At 73.0% G+C, this 24,306-nt stretch carries 14 protein-coding genes; 7 read left to right on the forward strand and 7 right to left on the reverse strand.

Annotated elements, in window-relative coordinates; all coding sequences use genetic code 11:
- The first annotated feature begins 27 nt into the window (after positions 1 to 27).
- Positions 28 to 1,095, forward strand: a complete 1,068-nt coding sequence (locus WME85_RS09930; protein WP_437837351.1) for an ABC transporter substrate-binding protein — start codon at positions 28 to 30, stop codon at positions 1,093 to 1,095.
- Positions 1,096 to 1,249: 154 nt separating this feature from the next.
- Here WME85_RS09930 and WME85_RS09935 read toward each other — a convergent pair whose 3' ends face one another.
- On the reverse strand, positions 1,250 to 2,215 hold the full coding sequence (locus tag WME85_RS09935; protein ID WP_437837352.1) for an STAS domain-containing protein: 966 nt from the start codon (positions 2,213 to 2,215) through the stop codon (positions 1,250 to 1,252).
- A 726-nt stretch (positions 2,216 to 2,941) separates the two neighbouring features.
- On the opposite strand from WME85_RS09935, the gene WME85_RS09940 reads away from it, so the two are divergent.
- Positions 2,942 to 3,532 carry a hypothetical protein gene (locus WME85_RS09940; protein WP_437837353.1) on the forward strand — a complete coding sequence of 197 codons (591 nt, stop codon included), beginning with the start codon at positions 2,942 to 2,944 and terminating at the stop codon, positions 3,530 to 3,532.
- Positions 3,533 to 3,950: 418 nt separating this feature from the next.
- Here WME85_RS09940 and WME85_RS09945 read toward each other — a convergent pair whose 3' ends face one another.
- Positions 3,951 to 5,201 (reverse strand): efflux RND transporter periplasmic adaptor subunit, encoded by a 1,251-nt coding sequence (locus WME85_RS09945; RefSeq protein WP_437837354.1) that lies wholly within the window; start codon positions 5,199 to 5,201, stop codon positions 3,951 to 3,953.
- Positions 5,198 to 8,374 (reverse strand): efflux RND transporter permease subunit, encoded by a 3,177-nt coding sequence (locus WME85_RS09950; protein WP_437837355.1) that lies wholly within the window; start codon positions 8,372 to 8,374, stop codon positions 5,198 to 5,200. Before WME85_RS09950 ends, WME85_RS09945 begins: the two co-directional genes overlap by 4 nt.
- A 125-nt stretch (positions 8,375 to 8,499) precedes the next feature.
- Here WME85_RS09950 and WME85_RS09955 point away from each other — a divergent pair, with 125 nt between their 5' ends.
- A complete protein-coding gene (locus tag WME85_RS09955) occupies positions 8,500 to 9,480 on the forward strand; it encodes a LysR family transcriptional regulator (RefSeq protein WP_437837356.1) in 981 nt (326 codons plus the stop codon).
- Between the two features lie 91 nt (positions 9,481 to 9,571).
- Here the strand turns inward: WME85_RS09955 and WME85_RS09960 are convergent, their stop codons facing one another.
- The 3 genes from WME85_RS09960 to WME85_RS09970 all read right to left on the reverse strand — a co-directional run bounded on the left by WME85_RS09960 (position 9,572) and on the right by WME85_RS09970 (position 12,983).
- Complete coding sequence (locus tag WME85_RS09960; RefSeq protein ID WP_437837357.1) at positions 9,572 to 11,722, reverse strand: substrate-binding domain-containing protein; 2,151 nt, start codon at positions 11,720 to 11,722, stop codon at positions 9,572 to 9,574.
- A 150-nt stretch (positions 11,723 to 11,872) separates the two neighbouring features.
- Positions 11,873 to 12,229 (reverse strand): energy transducer TonB, encoded by a 357-nt coding sequence (locus WME85_RS09965; protein WP_437837358.1) that lies wholly within the window; start codon positions 12,227 to 12,229, stop codon positions 11,873 to 11,875.
- A 133-nt stretch (positions 12,230 to 12,362) separates the two neighbouring features.
- A complete protein-coding gene (locus WME85_RS09970) occupies positions 12,363 to 12,983 on the reverse strand; it encodes a hypothetical protein (protein ID WP_437837359.1) in 621 nt (206 codons plus the stop codon).
- A gap of 711 nt (positions 12,984 to 13,694) precedes the next feature.
- On the opposite strand from WME85_RS09970, the gene WME85_RS09975 reads away from it, so the two are divergent.
- Entirely contained in the window at positions 13,695 to 15,296 is a 1,602-nt protein-coding gene (locus WME85_RS09975; protein WP_437837360.1) for a hypothetical protein, read from the forward strand.
- A gap of 40 nt (positions 15,297 to 15,336) precedes the next feature.
- Here WME85_RS09975 and WME85_RS09980 read toward each other — a convergent pair whose 3' ends face one another.
- Entirely contained in the window at positions 15,337 to 20,295 is a 4,959-nt protein-coding gene (locus WME85_RS09980) for a sigma 54-interacting transcriptional regulator (protein WP_437837361.1), read from the reverse strand.
- A gap of 99 nt (positions 20,296 to 20,394) precedes the next feature.
- On the opposite strand from WME85_RS09980, the gene WME85_RS09985 reads away from it, so the two are divergent.
- The 3 genes from WME85_RS09985 to WME85_RS09995 all read left to right on the forward strand — a co-directional run bounded on the left by WME85_RS09985 (position 20,395) and on the right by WME85_RS09995 (position 24,220).
- Positions 20,395 to 21,096: a hypothetical protein gene (locus WME85_RS09985; RefSeq protein WP_437842267.1), complete on the forward strand. Its 702-nt coding sequence runs from the start codon at positions 20,395 to 20,397 to the stop codon at positions 21,094 to 21,096.
- A 107-nt stretch (positions 21,097 to 21,203) separates the two neighbouring features.
- Complete coding sequence (locus WME85_RS09990; RefSeq protein WP_437837362.1) at positions 21,204 to 21,887, forward strand: hypothetical protein; 684 nt, start codon at positions 21,204 to 21,206, stop codon at positions 21,885 to 21,887.
- Positions 21,888 to 22,078: 191 nt separating this feature from the next.
- Positions 22,079 to 24,220 (forward strand): substrate-binding domain-containing protein, encoded by a 2,142-nt coding sequence (locus WME85_RS09995; protein WP_437837363.1) that lies wholly within the window; start codon positions 22,079 to 22,081, stop codon positions 24,218 to 24,220.
- Positions 24,221 to 24,306 lie beyond the last annotated feature (86 nt).

Below are 24,306 nucleotides of genomic sequence, written 5' to 3' on the forward strand. Positions count from 1 at the left end.
GAACGGCGCTCCCAGAGGCCCTGAACCATGCGCGACGCTCACCGGACATCTCGAATCAACAGGACCCGCCGCGCGTTCGTCGCGGCCCTCTGCGCCGCGCTCTCGCTCGCGGCCTGCTCGAAGGCCGAGCCGGGCGGCGGCCAGGGCAATGGCGACAGGGCCGCCGGCGACCCCGAGGTGCTGGAGCTGCGCTATCAGGGCTTCTCCGGCGCGATCTCGGTGCCGGAGCTGGCGGAGGACCTCGGCTATCTCGCCCCGATCAAGCTGAGCTACGTCGGCAACACGATCAGCGGACCGCAGGACATCCAGACGGTGGTCACCGGAGACACCGATTTCGGGCAGGCGTTCAACGGCGCGGTGATCAAGCTGATCGCCGCCGGGGCGCCGCTCCGGGCGGTGGTGGGCGGCTACGGGGTCGACGCGAAGCGGTGGAGCGGCTTCTACGTGCTCGAGGACAGCCCCATCAAGGCCCCGCGGGACCTGCTCGGCAAGAAGGTCGCCATGAACACGCTGGGCGCGCACCACGAGTTCATGCTGAAGGAGTACCTGTCGCGGCAGGGGCTGACGAACGCCGAGATCGACCAGGTCACGCTGGTGGTGCTGCCGCCGGTGAGCGCGGAGCAGGCGCTCCGGCAGAAGCAGGTGGAGGTCGCGGTCCTCGGCGACGTCCTGCGCGACAAGGCGCTCGAGCGCGGCGGCATCCGGCCGCTGTTCTCGGACCACGAGCTGTTCGGGGAGTTCACCGCCGGCAGCTACGTGCTGACGAAGCGCTTCCTCCAGGAGAACCCGAACAGCGCCCGCAAGTTCGTGGAGGCCGCGGCGCGCGCCGTCGAGTGGGCGCGCAGCGCCCCGCGCGACGAGGTGATAGCCCGCCTGCAGAGCATCATCGAGCGGCGAAAGCGCAACGAGGACGCGTCGGTGGTGAAGTACTGGACCAGCCTGGGCATCGCCGGAAAAGGCGGGCTCCTGGCCTCGAAGGAATACCAGGTCTGGATCGACTGGCTGGTGAGGGACGGCGAGCTCAAAGAGGGGCAGATCAAGGCCGAGGACCTGTACACCAACCAGCTCAACCCGTTCGCGCCGCAGGTGCAGTGACGGGACTGAACGCTCGAGCGCGCGGGAGGGATCCCCATGAGGTGTGGAGAGCAGAGCCGCTCTCCCGCTCCGGGCGGCCTTCGCGTCCATGCCGCTGGAATGCCTGAGCTCGCTTCGCGCGCGAGCCACGCCGCGCCGCGGGCCGCCGGGGCGGCTATCTCGCGCGCATCGCGGCGGCGATACCGGATTGCAAGGTGCTGTAGGTGGCGATGCCGCGCAGATCCACGCCGAGCTGCACGAGGACGTGCGCCATCGACGGCTGAATGCCGGTGACAAGCACCCGCGCCCCGAGGAGCCGCACCGCCTGCGCGGCCCGCGCCACGGCGTCAGCGGCCTGCGTGTCGATCGTCTCCACGCCGGTGACGTCCAGGATGACCATCGAGGCGCCCTCCCTCGCGACCCCCTCGAGCAGCCCTTCCATGATCTGCTCGGAGCGCCGGGCGTCGATCGGGCCGACCAGCGGCATCGCGAGCACGTCCTTCGCCAGCGGCAGGAGCGGCGTGCCCAGGGCGCGGATGGTCTCCTGTTGCGCCGCGATCAGCTCGGCGCTGCGCTGAAGCTCCTCGGCCTTCGCCTCCGCCGCCTGGCGCGCCTGCACCTGCTCCGTGATCTCGACGCCGTAGTGGCACACGCCGACGATGCCGTCCGATCCATCGCGGATGGGCGCGTACACGATGTTGAACCAGCGCAGCTCCTCGCGGTCCTTCTCCGCGTCGTGCAGCTTCACGGGCACCTCGCTGCCGAGGAACGGCTGGCCGGTGCGGTAGACGCCGTTCACGAGCGCATGGAACCCCTGCGCCGCCTCCTCGCCGACCACCTCGCGGAGCACGTCGCGGAGCGGCCTCCCCACGAGCTGGCGGCCCGGGAACGCGGCGCAGTAGGCCGGGTTCACGAGGGTGAACACGAGGTCGTCGCCCCGCCACATGCAGACCGGCGTGCGCGCGTGCATGAGCATGTCGTGGAGGCTCTGGTGCGTCGACCGCAGGTCCGAGAGCTCGGCCTGCGCCTGCGCCAGCGCCCTCTCCAGCGCCGCTATCCGTAGCTCCGCGCTCTCGGCCGTGGGGGTATCTGCAGGAGCCGTCCCTTCGTGCGTGCCTTCTCCCATGATGCTGATGGCCATCCCTCATCTTGTGACGCGCCGCTGCTCCCTCGCTGCTCTGAAGAAAGGTAAGTGCCGGTCGGGCCAGCGGTAGCGCCACTGTACGGGGAGGGTATGCGAGCGCTCGCCGCGTGTAAATCGAGGTACGGCCGCAGCGCGCGTGGTGCGCTGGATTGCACGCGACCTGTCCGCGCCGCTGTCGTGCTCGCCATCCACCCTGGCGGTGTGGCTGCCGTCGTTGCGTGTGGGAGACGCTGCTCCGTGTCGGGTGGTCGCCACACGTCCGGATCCATACGCTGCGCGATGACGCGATGACGCGATGACGCGATGACGCGATGACGTGACGACGCCCCGCTCGCGCCGTGGCCTACGGGGCGCGCCTCGCGAGGTGACACATGAGAAATCCCCTCATTGTGCGGCCCTTTTCAGCAGGAAAACTGAACAGGGAGGCGGGGAGACAGGGAGTATTTGAAGGTTTCGCCTCCCCGTCTCCCCGCCTCCTTGTGAATTTTTCGAACGATTCGAGGGGTTGCCTCAGAGGTAATACCGCAAGGCAACAACGGTTTTCCGCTCGACGGCGCACGGCAGAGCTTGCTAGACTGCTCCAGTTGGCCGGAGAGCGCTCTACGCGCTCGCGAGCGCGAGAGCCCTTCTGGGCTGGAGGGCGCACGTGACGCCAGAGGCGCCGCGCCATCGAAGAGAACATTGCCTCCCCAGTGTAACGAGAGGAGCTTGACAATGAGAGCTATGACGAGCTTTTCGGCCGTACTCGCGGGCTGCCTGACGGCCCTGCTCTGGACGGGCAGCGCGGCCGCAAAGGACCATGCGCCGGGCGTCGACGATGGCGCGGCGCGCAAGGTCAAGTGCAATGACACGGAGAGTGTATTCGTGCTCACGCCCATCGGGGAGAATCAGTACCTGAGCTACCAGCGGGTGCTGCTCGACGCGCCGATCAGCGAGGTCTGGCCGGTGCTCCGCGACATCGAGCGGTTCGTCGAGGCCGTCCTCCCCGCCGTGGCGCCGACGTTCACGTGGCTGGACGGCGGGGGCCCGGAGACGATCCCCTCGCTCTACCAGTTCACCGCGGGGACCGACACGCTCCTCGAGGAGATCATCTATCGCTCCGAGGCGGAGCACCAGATACTCGTCCGCCTCGTCGAGCCGGTGCTGGGCATGCAAGAATATTATGCGTTCGGTGACCTGGGCAGGGCGTGCGGCCAGAAGACCGTGCTGGAGTACACCCGGTATCTGGAGCTCGATCCCGGCACCGACGTCGAGTTCTTCAGGGCGCTGTTCACGCAGGAGTTCATCGACATCCCGGCGTACTTCAACGACTAGCTAGTTGCCAAACGCTCCCAGACGATCTTTCTCTATCAGAGCACTCTTCCGGCTGTGGCCCTTCGCACGACGATGTCGTCAGCGTGGGGGCCAGGTCTTCGAAGAGAAAATTTGAACCACAGAGGCACAGAGGCACAGAGGAGAGAAAAAGAAAAATAACTGTTTCTTCTCCTCTCCTCTTCTCCTCTGTGTCCTCTGTGCCTCTGTGGTTTGTCCTCTTTGATTCTCAAGCTTCCAGGTTGACAATGGAAGCCTCTGGTGAATGCAAGAGGCGCCGCGGGTGCGTTTGATATGAGCGCCGTCGGATCAGGACCCCGGACAGGAGGGCCGAAAGGGCGCCGGGAGGATCGAATCTCCTGGCGCCCTCGGGGCTCAACCGCTCTTCACCGCGCCGCCACGCTGGCCGCGCGGCGTCTCGTCACGGGATGACCTCGACGGTCATCCCGTCGCCGAGCTCCGCGCTCGCGAGCTTCACGATGCGCTCGCTCCCGTCGAGCCCCGTCGCGATCTGGATGGTCGCGCCCGTGTCGCGCTCGACGACGATGGGCACGAAGCGGATCTTGTTCCCGGGGTCCACGACGGCCACGCGGAGCCCCTTGGCGTCGTTGTAGAGCGCCGTCGCCGGGACCTCGAGCACGCGGTGCGGCGTGGGCAGCGTCAGCGCGACCTCGGCGTACATGCCCGCGAGGAGCCTGCCGTCAGGGTTCGGCACCCGCACCTCGGTGTTCATCGTCCGGGTCGCCGCGTCGAGCGCGCCGGCCGTGCGCGCGACGGTGCCCTGGAACGGCTGCCCCCCGAACTCGCGCACCGTGACCTTCGCGGCGGCGTCGACGCGCACGCTCGGCGCGACGTCCTGCGGGACGCCCACGAAGACGCGCACGGGGTCCGTCGCGGCGATCTTGAAGAGCGGCGTCGCGTTGCCGGCCGTGACGAGCGCCCCGCGCTCGACCGTGCGCGAGGTGACCGTCCCCGCGAAGGGGGCGGCGAGCTTCGCGAACTTCTTCAGGTCGAGGAGGCGCTGGATGTTCGCCTGCGCCGCGGTGATCGCCGCCTGCGCCACGGTGACGCTCGCCTCGGCGACGTGCGCCTGGCCCTGCCGCTGCTCGAGCTCCTCCTGCGGCGCCACGCCCGCCGGGACGAGCTGCTCGTAGCGCTTCACGCTCGACAGCGACAGGTCGCGGTTCGCCTTGGCCTGCAGGAGCCCGGCGTTCGCCTGCACGAGCTGCGCGCGGGCCTGCGCGAGCTCCTGGTCGAGCTCGGGCGTGTCGACCTCGGCGAGGACCTGCCCCTCCTCGACCTTGTCGCCGATATCGGCGCTCCACTTGCGCACGTAGCCGCTCACGCGCGGGTAGACGACCGTCTCCTCGAGCGGCTGGACGCTCCCCGGCAGGACGAGCGCCCTGTCGCTCGACACCGGCTGCGGCGCGACGACCGCGACGCGCGGGGCCGCGCCCTCGCCGGCCCTCACGCCCTCCTCGAGCGCGGCGCGGGCGCTCCGGCGGGGCAGGTAGGCCGAGGCGAACGCCGCGCCGAGCACGACGAGGACGCCCACGCCGAGGGCGACGCCGCGCGTCCTCGTCATCACGGCGGGCGGGGGCAGGTCGAACCCGAGATCGTCGGCCGGCGGGGCCGGGTGCGGAGCTGTGGCGGGGTGATCGGGGGGGCTCATAGGTCCTCTGCGAGCAGGTCTCGGGCCGGCGCCTTGTTCCGGAGGATGCTGTACATCACCGGCACGAAGAACAGCGTGGTCATCGTCGCGACGAGCAGGCCGCCGATGACCGCGCGGCCCAGCGGGGCGTTCTGCTCGCCGCCCTCCCCGAGGCCGAGCGACATCGGCAGCATGCCGAAGATCATCGCGAGCGCGGTCATGAGCACCGGCCGGAGGCGCGTCATGCCCGCGGCGAGCGCCGCGGCGACCGCGTCGCGGCCCAGCTTGCGCTGATCGTTCGCGAACGTCACGACGAGGATGCTGTTCGCCGTGGCGACGCCGACGCACATGATCGACCCCATGAGCGCGGGCACGCTCAGCGTCGTCCGCGTCACGAAGAGCATCCACGCGATCCCCGCGACGGCGCCCGGGAGCGCCATCAGGATGATGAGCGGGTCGAGCCACGACTGGAAGTTCACGACCATCAGCAGGTAAACGAGCACGACCGCGAACAGGAGGCCGTAGCCGAGCCCCGTGAACGAGGAGTCCATGCTCTCCGCCTGCCCCTTGATGGTCACCTTCGTCCCGCGCGGCAGCTCGGGCCTGAGCTCGTCGACGACGCGCTCGATGGCGCTCGCGACCGAGCCGAGGTCCGTGCCGTCGACGTTCGCCTGGACGTCGAACGTCCTCGCGACGTTGTAGTGGGTGATGTTGGCCGGCCCGGTGCCGCGCGACAGCGACGCGACGTTGGACAGGAGCTGGGGGCGGCCGTCGCCGGTCGACAGGGGCGTGGCGTTCACGTCGTCGAACGACCCGATCGCGTGCTGGGGCGTCTGCACGGCGACGAGGTACTGCACGCCGCGCTTGTCGAGCCAGTAAGTCGGGGACGTCTGCCCGCTCGACGAGAGCGAGACGAGGACGTCGCTCGCCACGTCGCGCTGGGTGAGCCCCATCTGGTCGGCCATGGTGCGGTCGACGTCGATGCGGAGCTGCGGCCGCGCCGGCACCTGCGCGAGGTGGACGTCCACCGCCCCAGGGACCTTCTCCACGCGCTCGGCGATCTTCTGCGCCACGGCGAGGGTGTCGTCCTCCTTGCCGATCGGGCCCACGACCTGGACGTTGATCGGCGCGGCGAGGCCGAAGTTCAGCACCTGGGTCGAGATGTCGGGGGCGAGGAAGAAGAACGTCGTGTCGGGGTACGTCGCGTTGAGCTTCGCGCGGAGCTGCCGGACGTAGTCGGCCGTCGGCCGGTGGTGCTCCGCGAGCGCGATGAAGATCTGCCCGTCGGCCGACGAGATCTGCGCGCCCTCGCTCAGCGACAGGTTGATGCCGCTCGCCGGGATCCCGATGGTGTCGAGCATCGTGCGGATCTCGCCCGGCGGGATCACCTCCCGGATGGTCTGCTCGATCCGTGCGAAGCGCCGCTCGCTCTCCTCGAGGCGGATGCCCGGCGCCCCGCGCACGTGCAGCTTGATGAGCCCCGCGTCGACGCTCGGGAAGAAGTCGCGGCCGAGCAGCGGGATGAGCGCGACCGAGGCGGCGACGAAGGCAAGGAACGCCCCGACGAACCCGGCGCGGTGCGCGAGCGCCCACGCGAGCCACCCGCCGTAGGCGGCCCGCAGCCGGTCGAAGGCGCGGTTGAAAGTGGCGAAGACGCGCCCGAAGAGGCTCTTCTTCGAGGTGTGTTCCCCGTGGCCATGGGCGTGCTCCGCCGCCTCGCGCTCGAGCAGCAGGCGTACGAGCGTCGGGACGAGCGTCCGCGACAGGAAGTACGACATCAGCATGGCGAAGACGACCGCCAGGGCCATCGGCACGAAGAGCGACTTCGCGGCGCCGGTGATGAACGCCACCGGCACGAACACGATGCAGATGCAGAGCGTGGCGACGAGGGCCGGGACGGCGATCTCCTGCGCCCCATCGACGATGGCGCGGATGAACGGCTTCCGCTGCCCCAGGTTGCGGTGGATGTTCTCGATCGCCACCGTCGCGTCGTCGACCAGGATGCCGACCGCGAGCGCCATCCCGCCGAGCGTCATCACGTTGAGCGTGTAGCCGAGCGCGTTCAGCGCGATGATCGAGACGAGGATCGAGAGCGGGATGCTGATGACGACGATGAGCGTGCTGCGCCAGCTCCCGAGGAACAGCAGGATCATCAGCGCGGTGAGCCCCGCGGCGATGAGCGCCTCGTGCACGACGCCGTCGACCGCCGCGCGCACGAAGATCGACTGGTCGAAGAGCAGCGAGACCTTGAGCTCCTTCGGGAGCTTCTCCAGCGTGGCCGGCAGCATCGCGTGGATGCGCGAGGTGACGTCGAGCGTGCTCGCGTTGCCGTTCTTGAGGACGCTGAGGAGCACGCTGCGCTTGCCCTCCACGTGCACCATGTTCGTCTGCGGCGAGCTCCCGTCGCGGACGCTGGCGACGTCGCGGAGGTAAACGGTCGTCCCGTTGACGGTCTTGAGCGGCAGCTTCCCGAGGTCCTCGAAGGCCGCGGGGCTGCTGTTCATGATGACGGGGTACTCGTTCTCCCCCATCTTCGCCGTGCCCGAGGGCAGGATGACGTTCTGCAGCCCGAGCGCGGCGTTCACGTCGCGCGGCGACAGCCCCCAGGCGAAGAGGCGCTGCGGGTCGATGTCGACCATGATCTGGCGCTGCTTCCCGCCGTAGGGGTAGGGGATCTGCGTGCCCCGGATCGTGGCGATGTCGGCGCGGATGAAGTTGACCGCGTAATCGAAGAGCTGCTGCTCGCTCAGCGACTCGCTCTCGAGCGCGGCCTGCAGGATGGGCACGCTGGAGGCGCTATAGCGAATGATGAGCGGCGGGCTGATGCCGGGCGGCATCTGGCGGATGGCCGTCTGCGAGATCGCCGTGACCTGCGCCGTGGCGGCCTCGACGCTGGCGCCGGGCTGGAGGAAGATCTTGATGATCGAGATGCCCGTGAGCGACTGGCTCTCGATGTGGTCGATGTCGTTGACAGTGGTCGTGAGGAAGCGCTCGTAGTTGTTGACGATGCGCTTTTCCATCTCCTCGGGGGGGAGGCCGCCGTAGTTGAAGATGACGGACAGGACCGGGATGTCGATGTCGGGGAAGATGTCCGTCGGCATCCGGGTGATGGTGAACACGCCCAGGATGACGATCAGCATCGACATCACGATGAACGTGTACGTGCGTTGAAGCGCGATTCGGACGAGCCACATGGGCCACTTCCCGTCCCCCACCGGAGCGCCCCGGCCGGGGGCGACGCCTGGGGCAGGCTCCGCTTTTAGGGTGCCCCTGACGTTCGTCCAATCTATTATTTCGTATCACACGATACCTTCAAGGTATGGATCTGCGCCACCTCCGGTACTTCACGGCCGTCGCCGAGGAGCGGCATTTCGGCCGCGCGGCGCAGCGGCTCGGCATCGCGCAGCCCCCGCTGAGCCGGCAGATCCAGGATCTCGAGTCGGAGCTCGGCTTCTCGCTCTTCGATCGCTCGCGCCGGCGCGTCGATCTGACGCCCGCGGGCGAGGTCTTTCTCGCCCACGTCCGGCGGGTCTTCGACGCGCTCGAGCTCGGGGTGCACGAGGCCCGGCGCGCGAGCGTCGGCGAGACAGGGCGCCTCGTGGTCGGGTACCTGTCGTCGCTCGCCTACAGCGGGATCACCGAGCTGGTCCGCGCCTTTCGCACGGAGTTCCCGTCGGTGGAGCTCGCGCTCCGCGAGATGCCGCCGCAGGAGCAGATCGAGGCGCTCAAGGACGGGCGCATCGACGTCGGCTTCGTGAGGGCGCCGCTCGACGACGCCCGGCTCTCGGCCGAGTGCGTGCGGCGCGAGCCGCTGGTCGTCGCCCTGCCGGCCGACCACCCGCTGGCGGGGCGCAAGCGCATCCCGCTCGAGCTGCTCTCGCGCGAGCCGTTCGTCGTGTTCCCGCGCCAGCGGGGGTCGGCCTTCTTCGACCTCGTGATGGCGCTCTGCCGCCAGGCGGGCTTCTCCCCGCGCATCGTGCAGGAGGCGCTGCACCTCGACATCCTGAGCCTCGTGGCGGCGGGCTTCGGCGTCTCCATCCTGCCGGAGTCGATCAAGAACATCCGGCGCAGCGGGCTCGCGCTGCGGCCGATCGTGGGCGCGCCGTCGACCGACCTCCTCCTCGCGTGGCGCGCGGGCGACGCCTCTCCCACGCTCGGGCAGTTCCTTGCGTTCGTGCGGCGGGTCGGCGTCAACAAGCCGCGCGCGGCGCGCCGCGCTCCGGGCGAGGGAGAGGGCGAATCGGGCGTCCGCGCGCGCAGGGCCGGCGCGCGCCGGGCGGCCGCGGCAGAGGAGGAGTAGCGCGCGTCCGCAGCGTCCTGGACGCCGCGTCGGTCCAGCGCTCCGCGATCACGCACGCGGCCCTGGCGCCCTCTCCCTCGCAGTGGACGGCTCAGGCACGGGGCACCCGCGGCGCCGCGACCGGCCCCCGCCGGCTTCGCAGCGCCGAGAGGGCCCTGCCGAGCGTCGGGTAGAGCGTCATCCCCTCGAGGTCGACGCCGAGGTGGGTGAACCCCTGCGCGACCTGCGGCCGCATCCCCACGACGATGACCTCGGCGCCGAGCAGGAGGGCGGCGCGGGTCGTCTTCATCAGCGACTCGGCCACCTGCAGGTCGGCGAAGGGCACGCCGGTGATATCCATGAGCAGCACCTCGGCTTCCTGGCGGCTGATCTCCGCGAGCACCACCTCGAGGACGTGGCGGGCGCGCTCCAGATCGACGGCGCCGACGAGCGGCACGAGCAGCACCCCCGCGTCGAGCGGGATCACCGGGCAGCCGAGCCGGCGCACGGCGTCGGCCAGGGCGCGCTCGCGCTCGTACGCGGCGCGCGTCTGCCGCTCCTGCTCGACCAGCGACTCGATCAGCGAGGCGCGCTCGAACGAGGCGGTGAGCATCGCCACCCACATGTCCATGTCCCGGTGATCGAGCCCGAGCGGGCTGCTCACCGGGGCGCAGACCGCCAGGATGCCGCGATCCTCGCCGTCGCTGCGGAGCGGGAGGAGCCGGATGACGTGTGCGCCGTCGTGCTGGACGGCGGCGGGCAGCCAGTCGCCGCGCGGGAACTCCGCGGCCGCGACGCGCGTGTCCGACGCCGGCGAGGCGAGCGGCTTGCCGGGGGAGGCGCTCTCGACGATCCGCAGCACGGGGCCGGCGTCGCCGGGCGCTTCCCACACGGCGAGGCAGCCCCAGCTCATCTGCACGGCGGAGAGCCAGCTCAGCTTGCTCCCGCCGCCGGCCGCGTTCTCCAGGAGCGTCTCCCGGAGGACGAGGTTGATGTCGAGCAGGTCGTTCAGGTAGTCGGCGCGCACGGACTCGATCGCCACCCGGCCCTGCACCACGTCGTGCCGGGCCTGCCGGATGTACGCGGCGACGCGCTCCCCGGCGGCGGCGTCCGCCGCGCCGCGGAGCATCGCCTGGCCCGCTTGCTCCAGCCGGTCGACGATCCGGAGGAGCATGCCGACGTCGGGCATCTGCCCCGCGACGTCTCGCCACGCCCGCTCCAGCGCCGCCGCCGGGGGGCCAGGCCGGCCCTGGGCGGCCGCCTCGAGCCCCGCGAGCACGTCCGCCACCCCGGGCCAGGCATCTGCCGGCGCGGCGTCCTGGTCGACCGGCGCCGAGAAGCTCGTGAGGGCGACGAGCTCCCGGGCGAGCGCGCCGAGCGCGTCGGCCTGGCCAGCTGCGCTCTGGCCAGCAGCGACCTCGCGCGCGCTCGGCGCGACCGCCGCCGGGGCAGGCGAGCAGCCGCAGGAGCGGCGCACGACGAGCGTCGTCGGCCCGACGTGCCCCCCGCTCGGCACCTCCCGGCCGGCGAGGAGATCGATGAGCAGCTGCGCGGCCGTCCTGCCGAGCGCGTCGAACCGCTGGCGGACGGTGGTCAGCGGCGGGGCGGCATACCTGGCCGCCTCGATGTCGTCGAACCCGACGAGCGCGACGTCCTCGGGGACGCGGAGGCCTGCCTCGGTGAGGGCGTCGAGCGCCCCGAGCGCCCCCTGATCGGTGGCCATGAACATCGCGTTGCAGGACAGGCCCAGCTCGAAGAGGCGTTGCGCGGCGAGCCGCCCGCTCGCCCGCTCGTTGTTCGGGAGCTCGACCACGAGCCCGGGATCGAACGGAATGCCGTGCTCGTCGAGCGCGTCCCGGTAGGCCTGGAAGCGCTGTCGGATGTCCTCATGGGTCATGTTTCCCGCGAAGAGGATCCGCCTGTGCCCGTGCTCGATCAGGTGACGGGCGGCCGCCAGGGCGCCCCCGTGGTTGTCGGGCACGACGTAGGGGCAGCGCCCGTCTCTCGCGTGGGTGCTGAGGGTCACGACCGGCCGGCCGTCGTCGAGGAAGCGCTCGAGATCGGTCGGATTGATCACCGCGATCCACCCGTCGATCTGGTCGCGCGCGAGCTTCAGCTCGTGGACCTCTCGCGGGGAGGACCTGATCGCGATCACCCGATATCCGGAGCGCCCGGCGGCCGACTGGATACCGCCGAGCAGCTCGCAGAAGTACGTCCCCCAGATGTCGGGGCACGTGATGCCGATGGCTCTGTCGAGCGACATGGTGGGAGAGTCCTCGGTTGTCCTCGGCGCCGGCGTGCCGCCGCGCCGCGGTCACAAACGCGTACAGCTATCATGAGGCACCCGCGTGTGTCATGCCGACCGGCTGCGCTCAGGTGGCGAGAGCGGCAGACAGGTGCAGGGTTCCCGGAACTACCGCGTATAGTGAATCGTGATCGGCGGCGACCAGGCCACGATCGGGGTCCCGTGCTCGTCCTGGGCCGGGCGAAATCGCTTCGTCATGGCGCACCTCGCGGCGGCCTGGCCAAAGCCGTGTCCTGGATCGCTGAGGACCCGCACCGATCGAGGGGAGCCGTCGGCGCCGATATACACGGAGATGACGGTGACCGCCGACTTGATGTCTTTTGCCTCCTCGGGAAAGGAGCAAGCCCACGCGCCGCGCTCTCCGGTGCTCATCAGCTCAGGAGGCGACGCGCCGCCGCATGCGCCTGCTGGGAGCAGAGAGGAGAGGAGCAGGAGCGTCATGGACGCGCGGGTGTGCCTCGTCATGGAAGCAGCGCGTACACCGGAACGGCGGCGGATCCCACGCTCGCTGGCTGTGCGGGGTCGGCTCGTCGACATCGGGCCAGCGCGACGTCGCTCCCGTCGTGGCTGGTTCCCTCCACAGCGGCTCGGCCCGGGCTCACGCCCCGTGCGCCGGCGGCTGCTCGGGATCGCCCGCGAAGGGGAGGGCCTGCTGCTCGAGGACCACGCGCCCCCGGCGCTTCGGCCGGCGCGGCGGCGCCCCCGCCTCGGCCGGCTCGCCCTCGGTCCGCTCGGCGCAGCGCGGGCAGACGGCCGGCGGCGGCTCGATCGGCTCCGGCGTCGCCGCGGCAGGTGGGTACGGTGCAGGGGGCTCCGGCGCGGCCTCGGGCTGCGGTGGCTCCGGCTCGGGAGGCGGCTCCGGCTCCGCCCGCTCCAGCTCGGCGCGGCCGCGCGCGTGCTCGGCGGTCACGAGGGCGCGGAGGGCGCGGGCGGCGGCCCGGTGCTCGGCGGCGGCCCGGCGCAGGCGCGCTACGAGCTCGAGCGCCGCCCGCGGCGGGGCGTGGAAGCGGGCGCGCTCGCGGTGCGCGCAGCCGTCGTGACCGCCGCCGCCGCTGCTGCCGCAGTCGATGCAGATCCGCTCGAGGGAGGGCGGCCCTCCGTCGCCGGAGAAGGTCTCGTCCGCCGCTGTGTCGTCGGGCGGGATCGCGTCGACGGGGTCCTCGTTGGGCGGCAGCTCTTCGACGACGACGGCGGCGGCGGCGGCCTTGCGGGAGCGCATGCCTGTCGGCTAGCAGATGATTGAACGGATGTACAGTACGCGGCCGCCATCGCGAAGAGGCAGCCCGTCCGGGCGCGGCGGCGGTCGGGGCGGGGCGTCCGGCCCTCCGCCGGGTGGTGGTCGGGGCGGGGCGTCCGGCCCTCCGCCGGGTGGTGGTCGGATTTGAACATGAAGGCGGGAGGGCGGGAAGAAAAGCTCCATGATCTTCCCGCCTTCCCGCCTTCATGTGAACTCTCTCTGGGCAAATGAGACCACTACCCTCCGCCGGGGGCTCAGGCCGAGCGCTGCCGGTGAGAGGCACGGCCGGGTGGGCGAGGAGCACGGCGCCGCGGTCCGTGCGCGCTCCCGCCCTCGACGCGGAGGAGAGGAGTCGGGCCGGGCGCACGTCAGCATCGACGGGCTGTCGCGCGTCTACGACCATCCGCGTCTCGATACGGTGAATCCCTTGACGTGAGAGAGCTCTGAGCGGCAGGGCGCGCCCAAGGAGCGCCGCGCGCCATCACGCGCGCTGGCCTCCTATCGGGATCTCAATCCAATCCAGATCGGGAAATGTCTGCCCTTCGCGCTTCACCGGCAGCCTCCAGCGCGGAGGCGGTGTGATAGCGTGCTGGCATGTTCTCCCCGCTCGCGCCGCCCGCGCAGAGGAGCGCGCTGATCCGGCCAATCCGAGGCGTCCGATTCGCGCGCGCCGCCTGCCTGGCGGGGGCAGCCATGGCGTCCTTTGCGCTCGGCTGCCAGAGCATCCTCGGCATTCACGAGGTCTCGCGCGACGGCGACGGCGGCGCCGCGGCAGGCGAGGGAGGGAGCGGCAGCGGCGGCGGGTCCGGGCACGGCGGCAGCGGCGCGGGCGGCGGGACCGGCGGCGAGGGCGGGACGGCCCAGGAAGGCTTCACGATCTCGGTCGAGCCGGCGGCGCCGCGCGTCGTGCGCGGCGGCTCCGCGGAGCTCACGGTCACCGTCGCGCGCTCGGACGGCTTCGCGGGCGACGTCGAGCTCTCGCTGTCGGATCTGCCGGGCGGGGTCACGGCGAGCCCGGTCGTGGTCCCGGTTGACGAGGCGACCGGCGTCCTCACGGTGACCGCCGACGCGCTCGCGCCGGTCGGCGGCGCCGCGCCGTCGCTCCGGGCCAGCGCGCCCGGGCTGGAGGCGCGCGCGGTGCCGGTCTCCCTCCTCGTCGCCGACCCGCCGGGGACGCTCGATCAGTCGTTCGATGGAGATGGAATCGCCTCCAGCGGGACCGCCCATGAGGCGCGCGCCGTCGTCGTTCAGGCGGACGACAAGATCCTCGTCGCGGGGATCGACGGAGAGACATGGGGGATCGCGCGCTTCCTGCCGAGCGGCGCGCTCGATCCCGAGTTCGGTACGGAGGGCCTCGTCGTCGGCCTGGAGGGAGCGGTGGCGTCGCTCGCGCTCCAGCCGGACGGGCGCATCCTCGCGGTGGGGACACGGAACGATCGGCTCGCGATCGTCCGGTTCAACGCGGACGGCGGGGTCGATCAGGCCTTCGGCGCGAGCGGGGTCGCGACGATCGAGCCCGCCTTTGGCAGCGACACGGAGGGCTTCGACGTCGCGATCCAGAGCGACGGCGCCATCGTCGCCGTCGGCGTCGCGGCCGCCGGCAACCGCGGCGTCGTCGCGAGGTTCACTTCCACCGGCGACGTCGATCGCGCCTTCGGCGGCGGGGGCGTGGTGGCGATCGAGGGGAGCCCGTTTCATGGGCTCGCTGTCGGCGAGGGCGACCGGCTCGTGGCCGGAGGAACGAGGTCGATTTCCGGTGGACCGACCTTCGCGGTGACCCGGTTCGACCCGGATGGGGTACCGGATCCCGACTACGGGACGGGCGGCACCGGCACCCTCGACCACGCGCCGTACCGGGACGCCGACCTCGCCCTCACACCCGACGGGAAGACGTTCCTCGTGGGCTACGCGCTGGACGGCGTCAACGAGTGGGCCTTCGCGAGCTTCGACGCGGAAGGCTCGGCGGACGCGGCGTTCGGTGGGACCGGCCTCCTGCGCGCGAGCGCGGGCGAGGGGCACTATGTGCGGGGCTACGGCGTCGCCCTCCAGGCCGACGGCAAGATCCTCGGCGCCGTCGCGGGGGGCACGGCGAGCTCGGGCGTGACGGCCTCCGTCCTCCGGTTCCTGCCGGACGGCACGAAGGACCCCGGGTTCGGCGCCTCGGGGGCCGTCGTGCTCGACGACCACCCGGCGACCAACCGCCTCGACGCCGTCGCCGTCCAGCGCGACGGCCGCATCGTGGCCGCCGGGAAGCGATCGAACCTGGGGCTCATGGTGGTGCGCGTCTGGGATTAGCCGCCAGCGCCGGGCCCACGCCCTGAGCGCAGGCCGGCGCTCACTCGCGGCGCAGGAGCCCGTAGCGCGCGAGCTTCCGGTAGAGCGTCGTCCTCGGGATCCCGAGGCTCCGCGACACCTCGCACACGTTCCAGCGGGAGAGCTCGAGCGCGGCGCGGATCCGCTCCTCCTCGGCGCCCCGGTGGTCGGCGCGCGACCTGCCCCGCGGCGCGGGCGCCGCGGCCGGCAGCTGGATGTCGGCCGGGCCGATCTCCGGGCCGGGCGCGAGCACGCAAGCGCGCGCGAGGACGTTCTCGAGCTGCCTCACGTTGCCGGGCCAGCCATACGTCGCGAGCCGCCGGAGCGCGCCCCGGGACAGCCGGAAGGCCGGGCGGCCCTGGCGCGCCGCGAGCTTCTCGACGATCGCCTGCGCGATCGCCGGGATGTCGTCCGGGCGATCGCGCAGCGGCGGCAGGCGGATCTCGATGACGTTGATCCGGTAATAGAGATCCTCGCGGAAGCGCCCACGGGCGACCTCCTCCCGCAGGTCCCTGTTCGTCGCGCAGACGACCCGCACGTCGGGGACAGGGACGCTGCGGTCCGACCCCACGGGGCGGATCGATCGCTCCTGGAGCGCGCGCAGCAGCTTGGCCTGCACGGCGACCGGCATCTCGCCGAGCTCGTCGAGGAACAGCGTCCCGCCCCGCGCCGAGAGGAACAGGCCGCCGTGGTCCCGGACGGCGCCGGTGAAGGCGCCCTTCACGTGGCCGAAGAGCTCCGACTCGAGCAGCGCCTCGGGCAGCGCGGCGCAGTTGACCGCCACGAACGGCCCCTCGCGCCGGGGCCCGCCCGAGTGGATGGCGCGCGCGACGAGCTCCTTGCCCGTGCCGCTCTCGCCCGTCACCGTCACCGTCACGTCGCTCTCCGCGACGCGCTCGCAGAGCGCGAGCACCGCGCGCATCGGGGCGCTCCGCCCCGCGATCTCCGGGAAATCGCGGCGCGCGTCGGCCCGCGTCCGCTCGAGCTCGTGCGAGAGCCGCTCGATCTCGTCCGCCTGCGAGCGCATGAGCTCCGCGACCCGGCGCTGCTCCTCCTCCAGCGCCCGCGTCCGGTCCCGGAGCTCGGCCATCAGCCTGCCGTTGCGCAGCGCGACGGCGATCTGGTCCGCGAAGGCGCCGAGCAGATCCGCGTCGCCCTCCGCGAACTTGCCGCGCTGGAACCGGTTGTCGAGGTAGACGGCGCCGAGCACCGCGCCGTGCGCGCGGATCGGCACGCACACGATGGACCGGAGCCGCAGGCTGTGCACGGACGCGTTCCCGTGGAACCGCTCGTCGGCCAGCGCGTCGACCGTGAGCACGGCCTCCCCGCGCTCGACCACCCGCTTCGCGATCCCGTGGCTGAACTTGAGCTGGCTCTTGCCGACGCGCTCGCGGTCGAGGTTCCGCGCGACAGCGACCTCGAGCCTGACCTTCGCCCGCGCGTCCACCGGCGGCGGCGAGGGCGACGCCAGAATCACGAAGCCCCGCTCGGCGCCGGTCAGCTCGATGGCCGCGTCCATGGCGAGGCGGAGCACCTCCTCCGCGTCGAGCGTCGAGCTCAGGCGCCGGTTCACCTCGAGGAGCTTCATCACGAGCTCCATGCGGGCCGCGGGCTGCGCGGGCCCGCCCCGGAGCGCGGCTCGCCGGGGGTGCCGCCAGAAGACCTCGGCGAGCTCCGCGGGGAGCGTGCTCCCGATGCGCTCCCAGCACTCGAGCGCCGCGGTGCGGTGCCGCTCGGCCAGGGCCGCCGCCGACCGCAGGCGGAGCACCTCCGCGGACACCTCCTCGTGCCGCGCGTGGAGCTCGAGCTGCGAGACCCTCGCCACGAGGTCCGCGCCCCGCTGCACCTCCGCGAGGGCCGCGTCCGTGTCGCCGAGGGCGAGCGCGAGCTCCGCGCCCGCCGTCGCGCGGCGCAGCGCGAGGTCCGCCGCGTCGGTCTCCCGGAGCAGCGCCGCGGCCTCGGCGAGCCGGGCGCCCGCCGCGGCCCGGTCCCGCGCCGCCAGGGCGACCTCCGCGGCGTGGATCATCGCCTCGCACGCCTCGCGCTTCGAGCCGCGCGCCGCGTGGCCCGCGCAGGCCTCGTCGAGCAGCCGCGCCGCCTCGCCGAGCGCGCCGCGCGCGGCGGCGATCTCCGCGGCGAGCCCGAGCGCCGCCGCGGCGATCTCCCCGGGCACCTCCGCGCCCTCGGGCGCCCGGAGGCGCGCGACGCCGAGCTCGGCCCGCTCGAGGAGGCCTATATCCGCGTGGATCTTCGCGAGGTTGAAGCGCAGCGTCGCCTCGGTCCGCTCCTTGGCGAAGGCGGCGGCCGCCCGCAGCCCGCGCTCGTAGCAGCGCAGCGCCGCGCCCCAGTCGCCGAGCTGGTGCCGCGCCGTCCCCAGGTTCAGCGCGGCCGTCGCGAGCAGGTCGCCGAGGCCCTCCGCCTCCGCCAGGTCGAGCGCCTCCTGGAACCCGCGCGCCGAGAGGGCCGTGTCGCCGGCGCGGTAGGCGTGGAGCGCGTGGTAGCTGAGCGTGCGGACGCGGGCGCGGGGCGAGTCCGACGCCGGCCGCAGCGCCACGGCGCGCGCGAGGCTGCGGAGCGCCCCGGCCTGGTCGCTGAGGTACCCGAGCGCGAGGCCCAGCGTCTCGGCGAGCTCCGCGGCGGCCGAGGCCGCCGCGCCCGGCGGCGAGGCCGCAGCGCCTGACGACGGCGCCGCCTCGCCGGCCGGGAGCGCGGCCGCGGCCTCCGCGACGGCGAGCGCGCCCTCGGCCTCGCGCCGGGCCTCGTCGTAGCGGCCGAGGCGCAGGAGGCAGCGCGCGGAGAGGCTCGCGAGGCGCACGTCGACGGCCCCGGCCGAGAGGGCGCGCGCGCGCGCGAGCTGCCGCAGCGCCCGCGCGACCTTGCCGAGCTTCTCGTAGCAGCGCGCCGCCCGGTACGAGAGCTCCGCGCCGACCTCGGGCGGCGGCGGCGCGGGCGCGCCTTCTGGACTCGCCCGCGCCCCGCGCCTCGCCCGCGCGAGCAGCGACAGCGCGCGCCTCGGGTCGCCCGCCGCCTCGAGGGCGGACGCGGCGGCCACGAGCGTCCGCGCCTCCGGCATGGCCGCGCAGGCGGCGTCCGCCGCGCGCACCCAGGCGCGCGGCGCCCACTCGAAGATCGGCTCGGAAGCGGTGAGCGCCCGCCGCGCCGCCTCGTGGTCGCCCGCGAGGGCGAGCGCCCTCGCCCGGTCCGCGGCGCGCTGGCTGCTCCGCGCCGGGGCGAGCGCCCCCTCCTCCGCGCCGGCGAGGTGATCCGCCAGCGCCCGCGCCACCTCGCGCACGACCCCCGCGTCGAGCCAGGGCACGAGCGCCCTCGCCTGCCCGGGCTGGCCGAGGCGGTGCCCGTCGCCGTCGAGCCGCGCGAGCCCCGCTGCCTCGAGCGCGTCGAGCGCCGCGCGCCCCACGCCGAGCGCCGCGGCGGCGTCGGGGCCGAGCGGGTCGGCGACGGCGAGCGCCGCGAGCGCGCGCGCCTCGGCGCGGTCGAGCGCGGCCACGCGCCGGCGCCAGAGCTCCGGGGTGCCCGTCGTGTCCACGAACCGGTCGAGCTCCGCCTCGCTCAGCCGGCGCTGCGCCAGCGCGGCGCAGAGCTCCTTGAGCGCGCGCGGGCGGCCGCCGCTCGCGCGCAGGAGATCCGACACGCGCGCCGCCGTGGCCAGCGGCGCCGTCCACACCCGGACCGCTCCCTCGCCGAGGGGGCCGAGCGGGAGCTCGATCACGGCGCCGCCCCCCACGCCGAGCCGATCGGCGGAGGCGATGAGCCAGAGGAGGGCGTCGGTCGGCTCGGTCGACCGCACGAGCGCCTCGAGCAGCGCCCGGTCGTGCGCGCCGAGCCGGTCCGCGTCGTCGATCGCGAGCACGCGCGGCCGCTCTGCTCGGTCAGCGTGCGCAGCGTGCGCGAGCGGCGCGCGCGCCCGCGCGAGCTCGCCGCGGGCCCCGAGCAGCGCGTCGACGCCGGCCGGGAGCGACCCGCCGCCGAGCGCGCGGAGCAGCAGCGCGCGGAGCGGGTCGTCGCCGCGGGGCGCGCCCTCGAAGACCGGCGCGCGGAGCTGCGCGCGCCACTTGAGCTCGCGGAACAGCCGCGACTTGCCGGCGCCCTCCTCGCCGGTGACGACCACGGCGCGCGGCCCGCGCTCGCCCCGGAGCAGCGCCTCGAGCGCCGCGCCGAACGCCGCGAGCTCGCGGTCCCGCCCGACGATCTCGCCCGGCTCGCTCACCACGGCGGGCGCGCGCCGCGGCAGCCCGCCGGCGGAGAGGGTCTCGAGGACCTCCTCGACGCCGGAGGGCCGGCTGGCCGGATCCGCCGCGGTGAGCCGCTCCGCGAGCCGGCGCGCGGCGGCGGGCGGCTCCCCGGCGAGGAGCGGGAACAGGTCCTCGAGCGTGCGCCCCACGGCGAAGAGGTCGGAGCGCGCGCTCGGCGTGGCGCCCTGGAGGAGCTCGGGGGCGAGGAACCGCGCCGTGCCCGAGAGGTCCTCCGCGGCCGCGCGCATCCGGCGCGCCGCGCTGAGGTCGATGAGCACGCCCGCGCCGTCGTCGCGCACGAGGACGTTGTCGGGCTTGAAGTCGCCGTGGACGATGCCCGCGCCGTGGAGCCAGCCGAGCGCGTCGAGCGCGTCGAGCAGGACGGGCAAGGCCGCGCGGAAGGCGCGCCCCCGGGCGTGCTCCGCGAGCGTCCGGCCCCGGATGAGCTCCGCCGTCGTGTACGTGAGCGGCGCGCCGCCGGACGTGGTCCGGGCGAAGTCGTACGCGCGTGGCAGGCGCGGGTGGGCGCAGGCCGCGAGCAGCGAGAACTCGCGCCGGAACGCCTCGACCGCGCTCGCCGAGCCGAGGCGCAGCGCCTTCAGCGCGACGTCGCGCTCGAAGAGGCGATCGCGCGCCTCGAAGACCGAGCCGAGCCCGCCGCGCCCGAGCGCGCGCACGACGTCGTAGCGGCCGTCGACGACGGCCCCTGGCGCAATGCCGGACTGTACCATCGGTACAGAGTGGAACAGAATGGTACAAAGAAGGCGACCGGACTCTCCGGAAACCCCGGCGGTCGCGCTGGCACGGCTGTTGAACAGCCTGGCGGCGTGATGCGCTGGCTCGCGGTTCTTCTGGTGGCGTGCGTGGCCGGGTGCGGGGTGAACCCGATCCCGGAGCCGCCGGCCGCGCCCGAGCTCGGCGAGGTGACCGGCGCCGTCTGCGCGGTGTGCGACACGGGGCAGGTCGACCTCGCGGGCGGGCCGGGGAGCGCGACGAACGCCGACGCCGTCTGGGCGGTGAACCTCGACGGGACCGCGCCGCCCGCCGTCGCCGAGGTCGGCGCCGACGGGAGCTTCGTCCTCTCGCTGGATCTTCATCTGGGCGACGAGGCGCGCGTGCAGGCGCGGCGCGGCGAGCACCGCTCCGCGCCGGTGGATCTCGTCGTCGCGGACGGCGTCCTCGAGCCCGCGCCGCGCCCGCTGGCCGACTGCTTCCATGTCGAGCCGGAGCTCGAGCTGCCCGACACGGCGGCCTTCGAGGTGTCCACCGTCGCCCTCCGCCTCGAGCACAGCTGCGCGGAGCCGCTCGCGATCGACGCGATCGCGCTCCGCGCGCCCGCCGCCGACCTCGCCCTGCAGGGCGGTCTGGCGCCGGTCGTCATCGCGCCCGGCGAGCCCCTCGACGTTCGCGTGGAGTTCCGGCCGAGCGCGTCCGGCCCGCGCGAGGAGGTGCTGCTCATCGAGGCGTCCTCCCCCGCGGTCACCGCGGTCACCCGCCGCGCGGTGACGCTCTTCGGGCGCGGCGTTCCCTGAGTCCACGAGAAGCTTGAAGGCCCCCTCCAGGAGGCCTCTGGCGGGCCTCCACGGGGAGGCGCGCTCTCACGAACCATCTCTCTTGCGACAAGACCATGGAGACGAACATGCGAGCAAATGCCTTGTGGTTCCTTTCGATATCCGCGCTCCTCGGCCCGCTCGGGTGCCAGCCCCAGGTGAGCGGCGGGGACTGCCTTGATCCGCGCGACCCCGAGGTCCGCTATGTCTCTCACGATCCCGACGAGTGCGCCCTCATCGACTTCGATTGCTCGCCGCCGCAGACGCTCTTCTCCGACGAGTGCGGGTGCGGCTGCGTTGGCCCCGAGGCGCCGGCCTGCCCGGACCCGAGCGACCCGGAGGTCCATTACATGTCGCGCGATCCGCGGGCGTGCGAGGCCATCGATTACGCGTGCTCGCCGTCGCAGACGCACTTCTTCAGCGAGTGCGGGTGCGGCTGCATTGGCCCCGAGGCGCCGGCCTGTCCGGACCCGAGCGATCCGGCGGTCCATTACGTGTCGCGCGATCTGCGGGAGTGCGAGCTCCTCGATTTCGCGTGCTCGCCGCCCGACACGATGTTCGTCAACGAGTGCGGGTGCGGCTGTATCAGCCCCGAGGCGCCGGCCTGCCCGGACCCGGGCGATCCGGGCGTGCGCTATGTCTCCCACGATATCGAGGAGTGCCACCTCATCGACTTCATCTGCGCGGAGAGCCAGACGCAGTTCGTGAACGAGTGCGGCTGCGGCTGCCTCGGTCCGGCTCCCTCCGTCGGGCACGCTCGTCAAGGCACCTGACTGCGCCGCGCGCGGCCGCCCGAGGGAGGCGCCGGCGGCGCCGGCCGCGCTCGCATGCCCGTGCAGGACCATCCGCACGCGCGCACCCGGGGAGCGTCGCGCCGGAGCGCGCGACCCGCCGAGAGAGCCCGATCGCTCCCGGTGAAGTTCGCTGCTCGCACTGTCGAGTCCGGTGATAGGCTCGCCCGCTCATGGGGGGCATGTCGACCGGGATGAAGACGGGGGCTGTCAGCCAGCGCACCTCGAACGTGATCGGCGTGGCGTCGCTCTTCTGCGACAACTCCTTCAATGCCGTCGTTTTCGGTGGCATGCACCGCGCCGCGCGGGCGCGCGGCTACCAGCTCCTCGTGCACTACGGGTCGCCCCGGAGCGTCGCCGAGCGCAGGCTGGGGCTCCACCAGTTCGCCGGCTGGATCGCGATGTACACCACCGACGGCCTGGAAGAGCTGCTCTCGGGCGGGAAGCCGGCCGTGATCTTCTGCGCGCCCGCGCTCGGCGAGCGCTGCCCGGTCGTCCGGGCGGAGAACCGCGATTCGATTCACCGGCTCGTCCAGCACCTCGTCGGCCTCGGCCACCGTCGGATCGCCTTCATCGGCAAGCGGTCCTCGGACGACTTCGTCGAGCGGAGCAGGGCGTTCGAAGAAGCGCTGAGCGCGGGCGGGCTCGAGACGGATCTCAACCGGCTCTCCTGCTTCGACGGGTGCTCGATCGTCTACACCGAGCAGCGCCTCGGGGAGCTGCTCGATCGCGACGGCAAGTTCTGCGACGCGATCGTGGCGGGCAACGACGAGATGGCGATAGGGGCCATCCACGCGATCCAGGCGCGCGGCTACCGCGTGCCCGAGGACATCGCCGTCGTGGGGTTCGACGACATCAGCATCGCCCAGCACTGCGACCCGCCGCTCACCACGATGCGGCAGAACGCCGAGCTCCTCGGGAAGAAGGCGGTCGAGCTGCTCATCGGTCTGCTCGACGGCCTCCCCCCTCCGCCGCCCGTGACCCGCGTCCCCGCCGAGCTCGTGGTGCGGCGCTCGTGCGGCAGCGCCTCGTGGAACCCCGGGCCGCTCGCGCCGGCGCTCGCAGCGCCCGGGGGCGACTGGCAGCGCGACCTGTCCACGCGGCTGAGCTCCGTGCTCGCGCTGGGAGCGCCCTCGCTGTCCGGCGAGGCGCCCCTCATCTGGCCCGAGGTCGAGGTGATCGCGCAGGGCCTCGGCGCGGCGATCACCGGGGCGGAGCTGCCGGAGCTGGCAGCGCTCGAGCGCGCCTTTGCCGCCGCTGTGGCGCGCAACGACAGGATCGAGGCCCTCCTCGCGGTGGTGAGCCAGGTCGAGGTGACCGCCGCGCGGCAGCTCGCCGGCGCGCCGGCGCCGGACGCCGCGGGCCGGATGGAGACCTTCCTCGGCCGCGTGCGCCTCGCGCAGCAGCGGGCCCTCGCGGCGTCGGAGCGGCGCGGCGTGACGAGCCTCGAGCGGCTGGTCCGCGCCAACATGGACATGACCGGGCTCCTCGCCTCGAAGCAGATCTGGAACGACGATCGCCTCGGGTGGCTGCGGCACACCACCGTGCGTGTCGGGTGCCTCGTGCTGTGGGCGGACGATCGGGGGCCGGCCGCGTCCGAGCTCCTCATCGACAGCGTTCACACGAGCGATCCGGCCCTGACCGCGCTCGTGGGGCGCCGGTGCGAGGCCGCGCTCTTTCCGCCGCCCGAGCTGATGGAGGCCGCTTCACCGGACGAGCTGGGCGGGCATCTCATGATGGTCCCGATCGCGAACGCGCGGCGCGACTGGGGCACGCTGGTGCTGGGAGGGCTGTACACGGAGAGCTTCACGGACAACCTCCAGCCGCTGGCCATGTGGGTCTCGCTCCTCGTCGCGGCGTTCGAGCACCACGACATGGAGGCCGCGCTGCACGCGGAGCGCGACATGCTGGCCGCGGCGTACGAGCGCGAGCGCGCGCTGTCGAGCACGGTGCGGGAGCTCGGCTGTCCGGTGATCCCGCTCTTGCCGGGTGTGCTGCTGATCTCGCTGATCGGGGCGATCGATGCGGCGCGGGCGCAGCAGATCCTGGAGGCGGTGCTCGCGGGCGTGGCGCGTGAGGGCGCCCGGTGGGTGCTGCTGGACCTGACGGGCGTGCCGCTCGTCGACGAGGCGACGGCGGCGGCGCTCGCGCAGACGGCGCAGGCGACGCGGCTGCTCGGGGCGCGCGTGAGCCTCGTCGGCGTGGGGGCCAGGATGGCGCAGCGCATGGTCGAGCTCGGGATCGAGCTGCAAGGCATCGCCATCTTCCAGTCGCTGGCCGCCGCGATAAACCACCTGACGCAGTCGCGCGGCTGACGGTCCCTCGACTCCCGCCCGCGCGGCGGCTCCGGCGCCGATATGGGCCTGCTTACCAGCGGGGCTGACCGGAAGCGGGGTGTCCT

This window comes from Sorangium sp. So ce1153 (assembly GCF_051521595.1).
Taxonomy (GTDB): domain Bacteria; phylum Myxococcota_A; class Polyangia; order Polyangiales; family Polyangiaceae; genus Sorangium.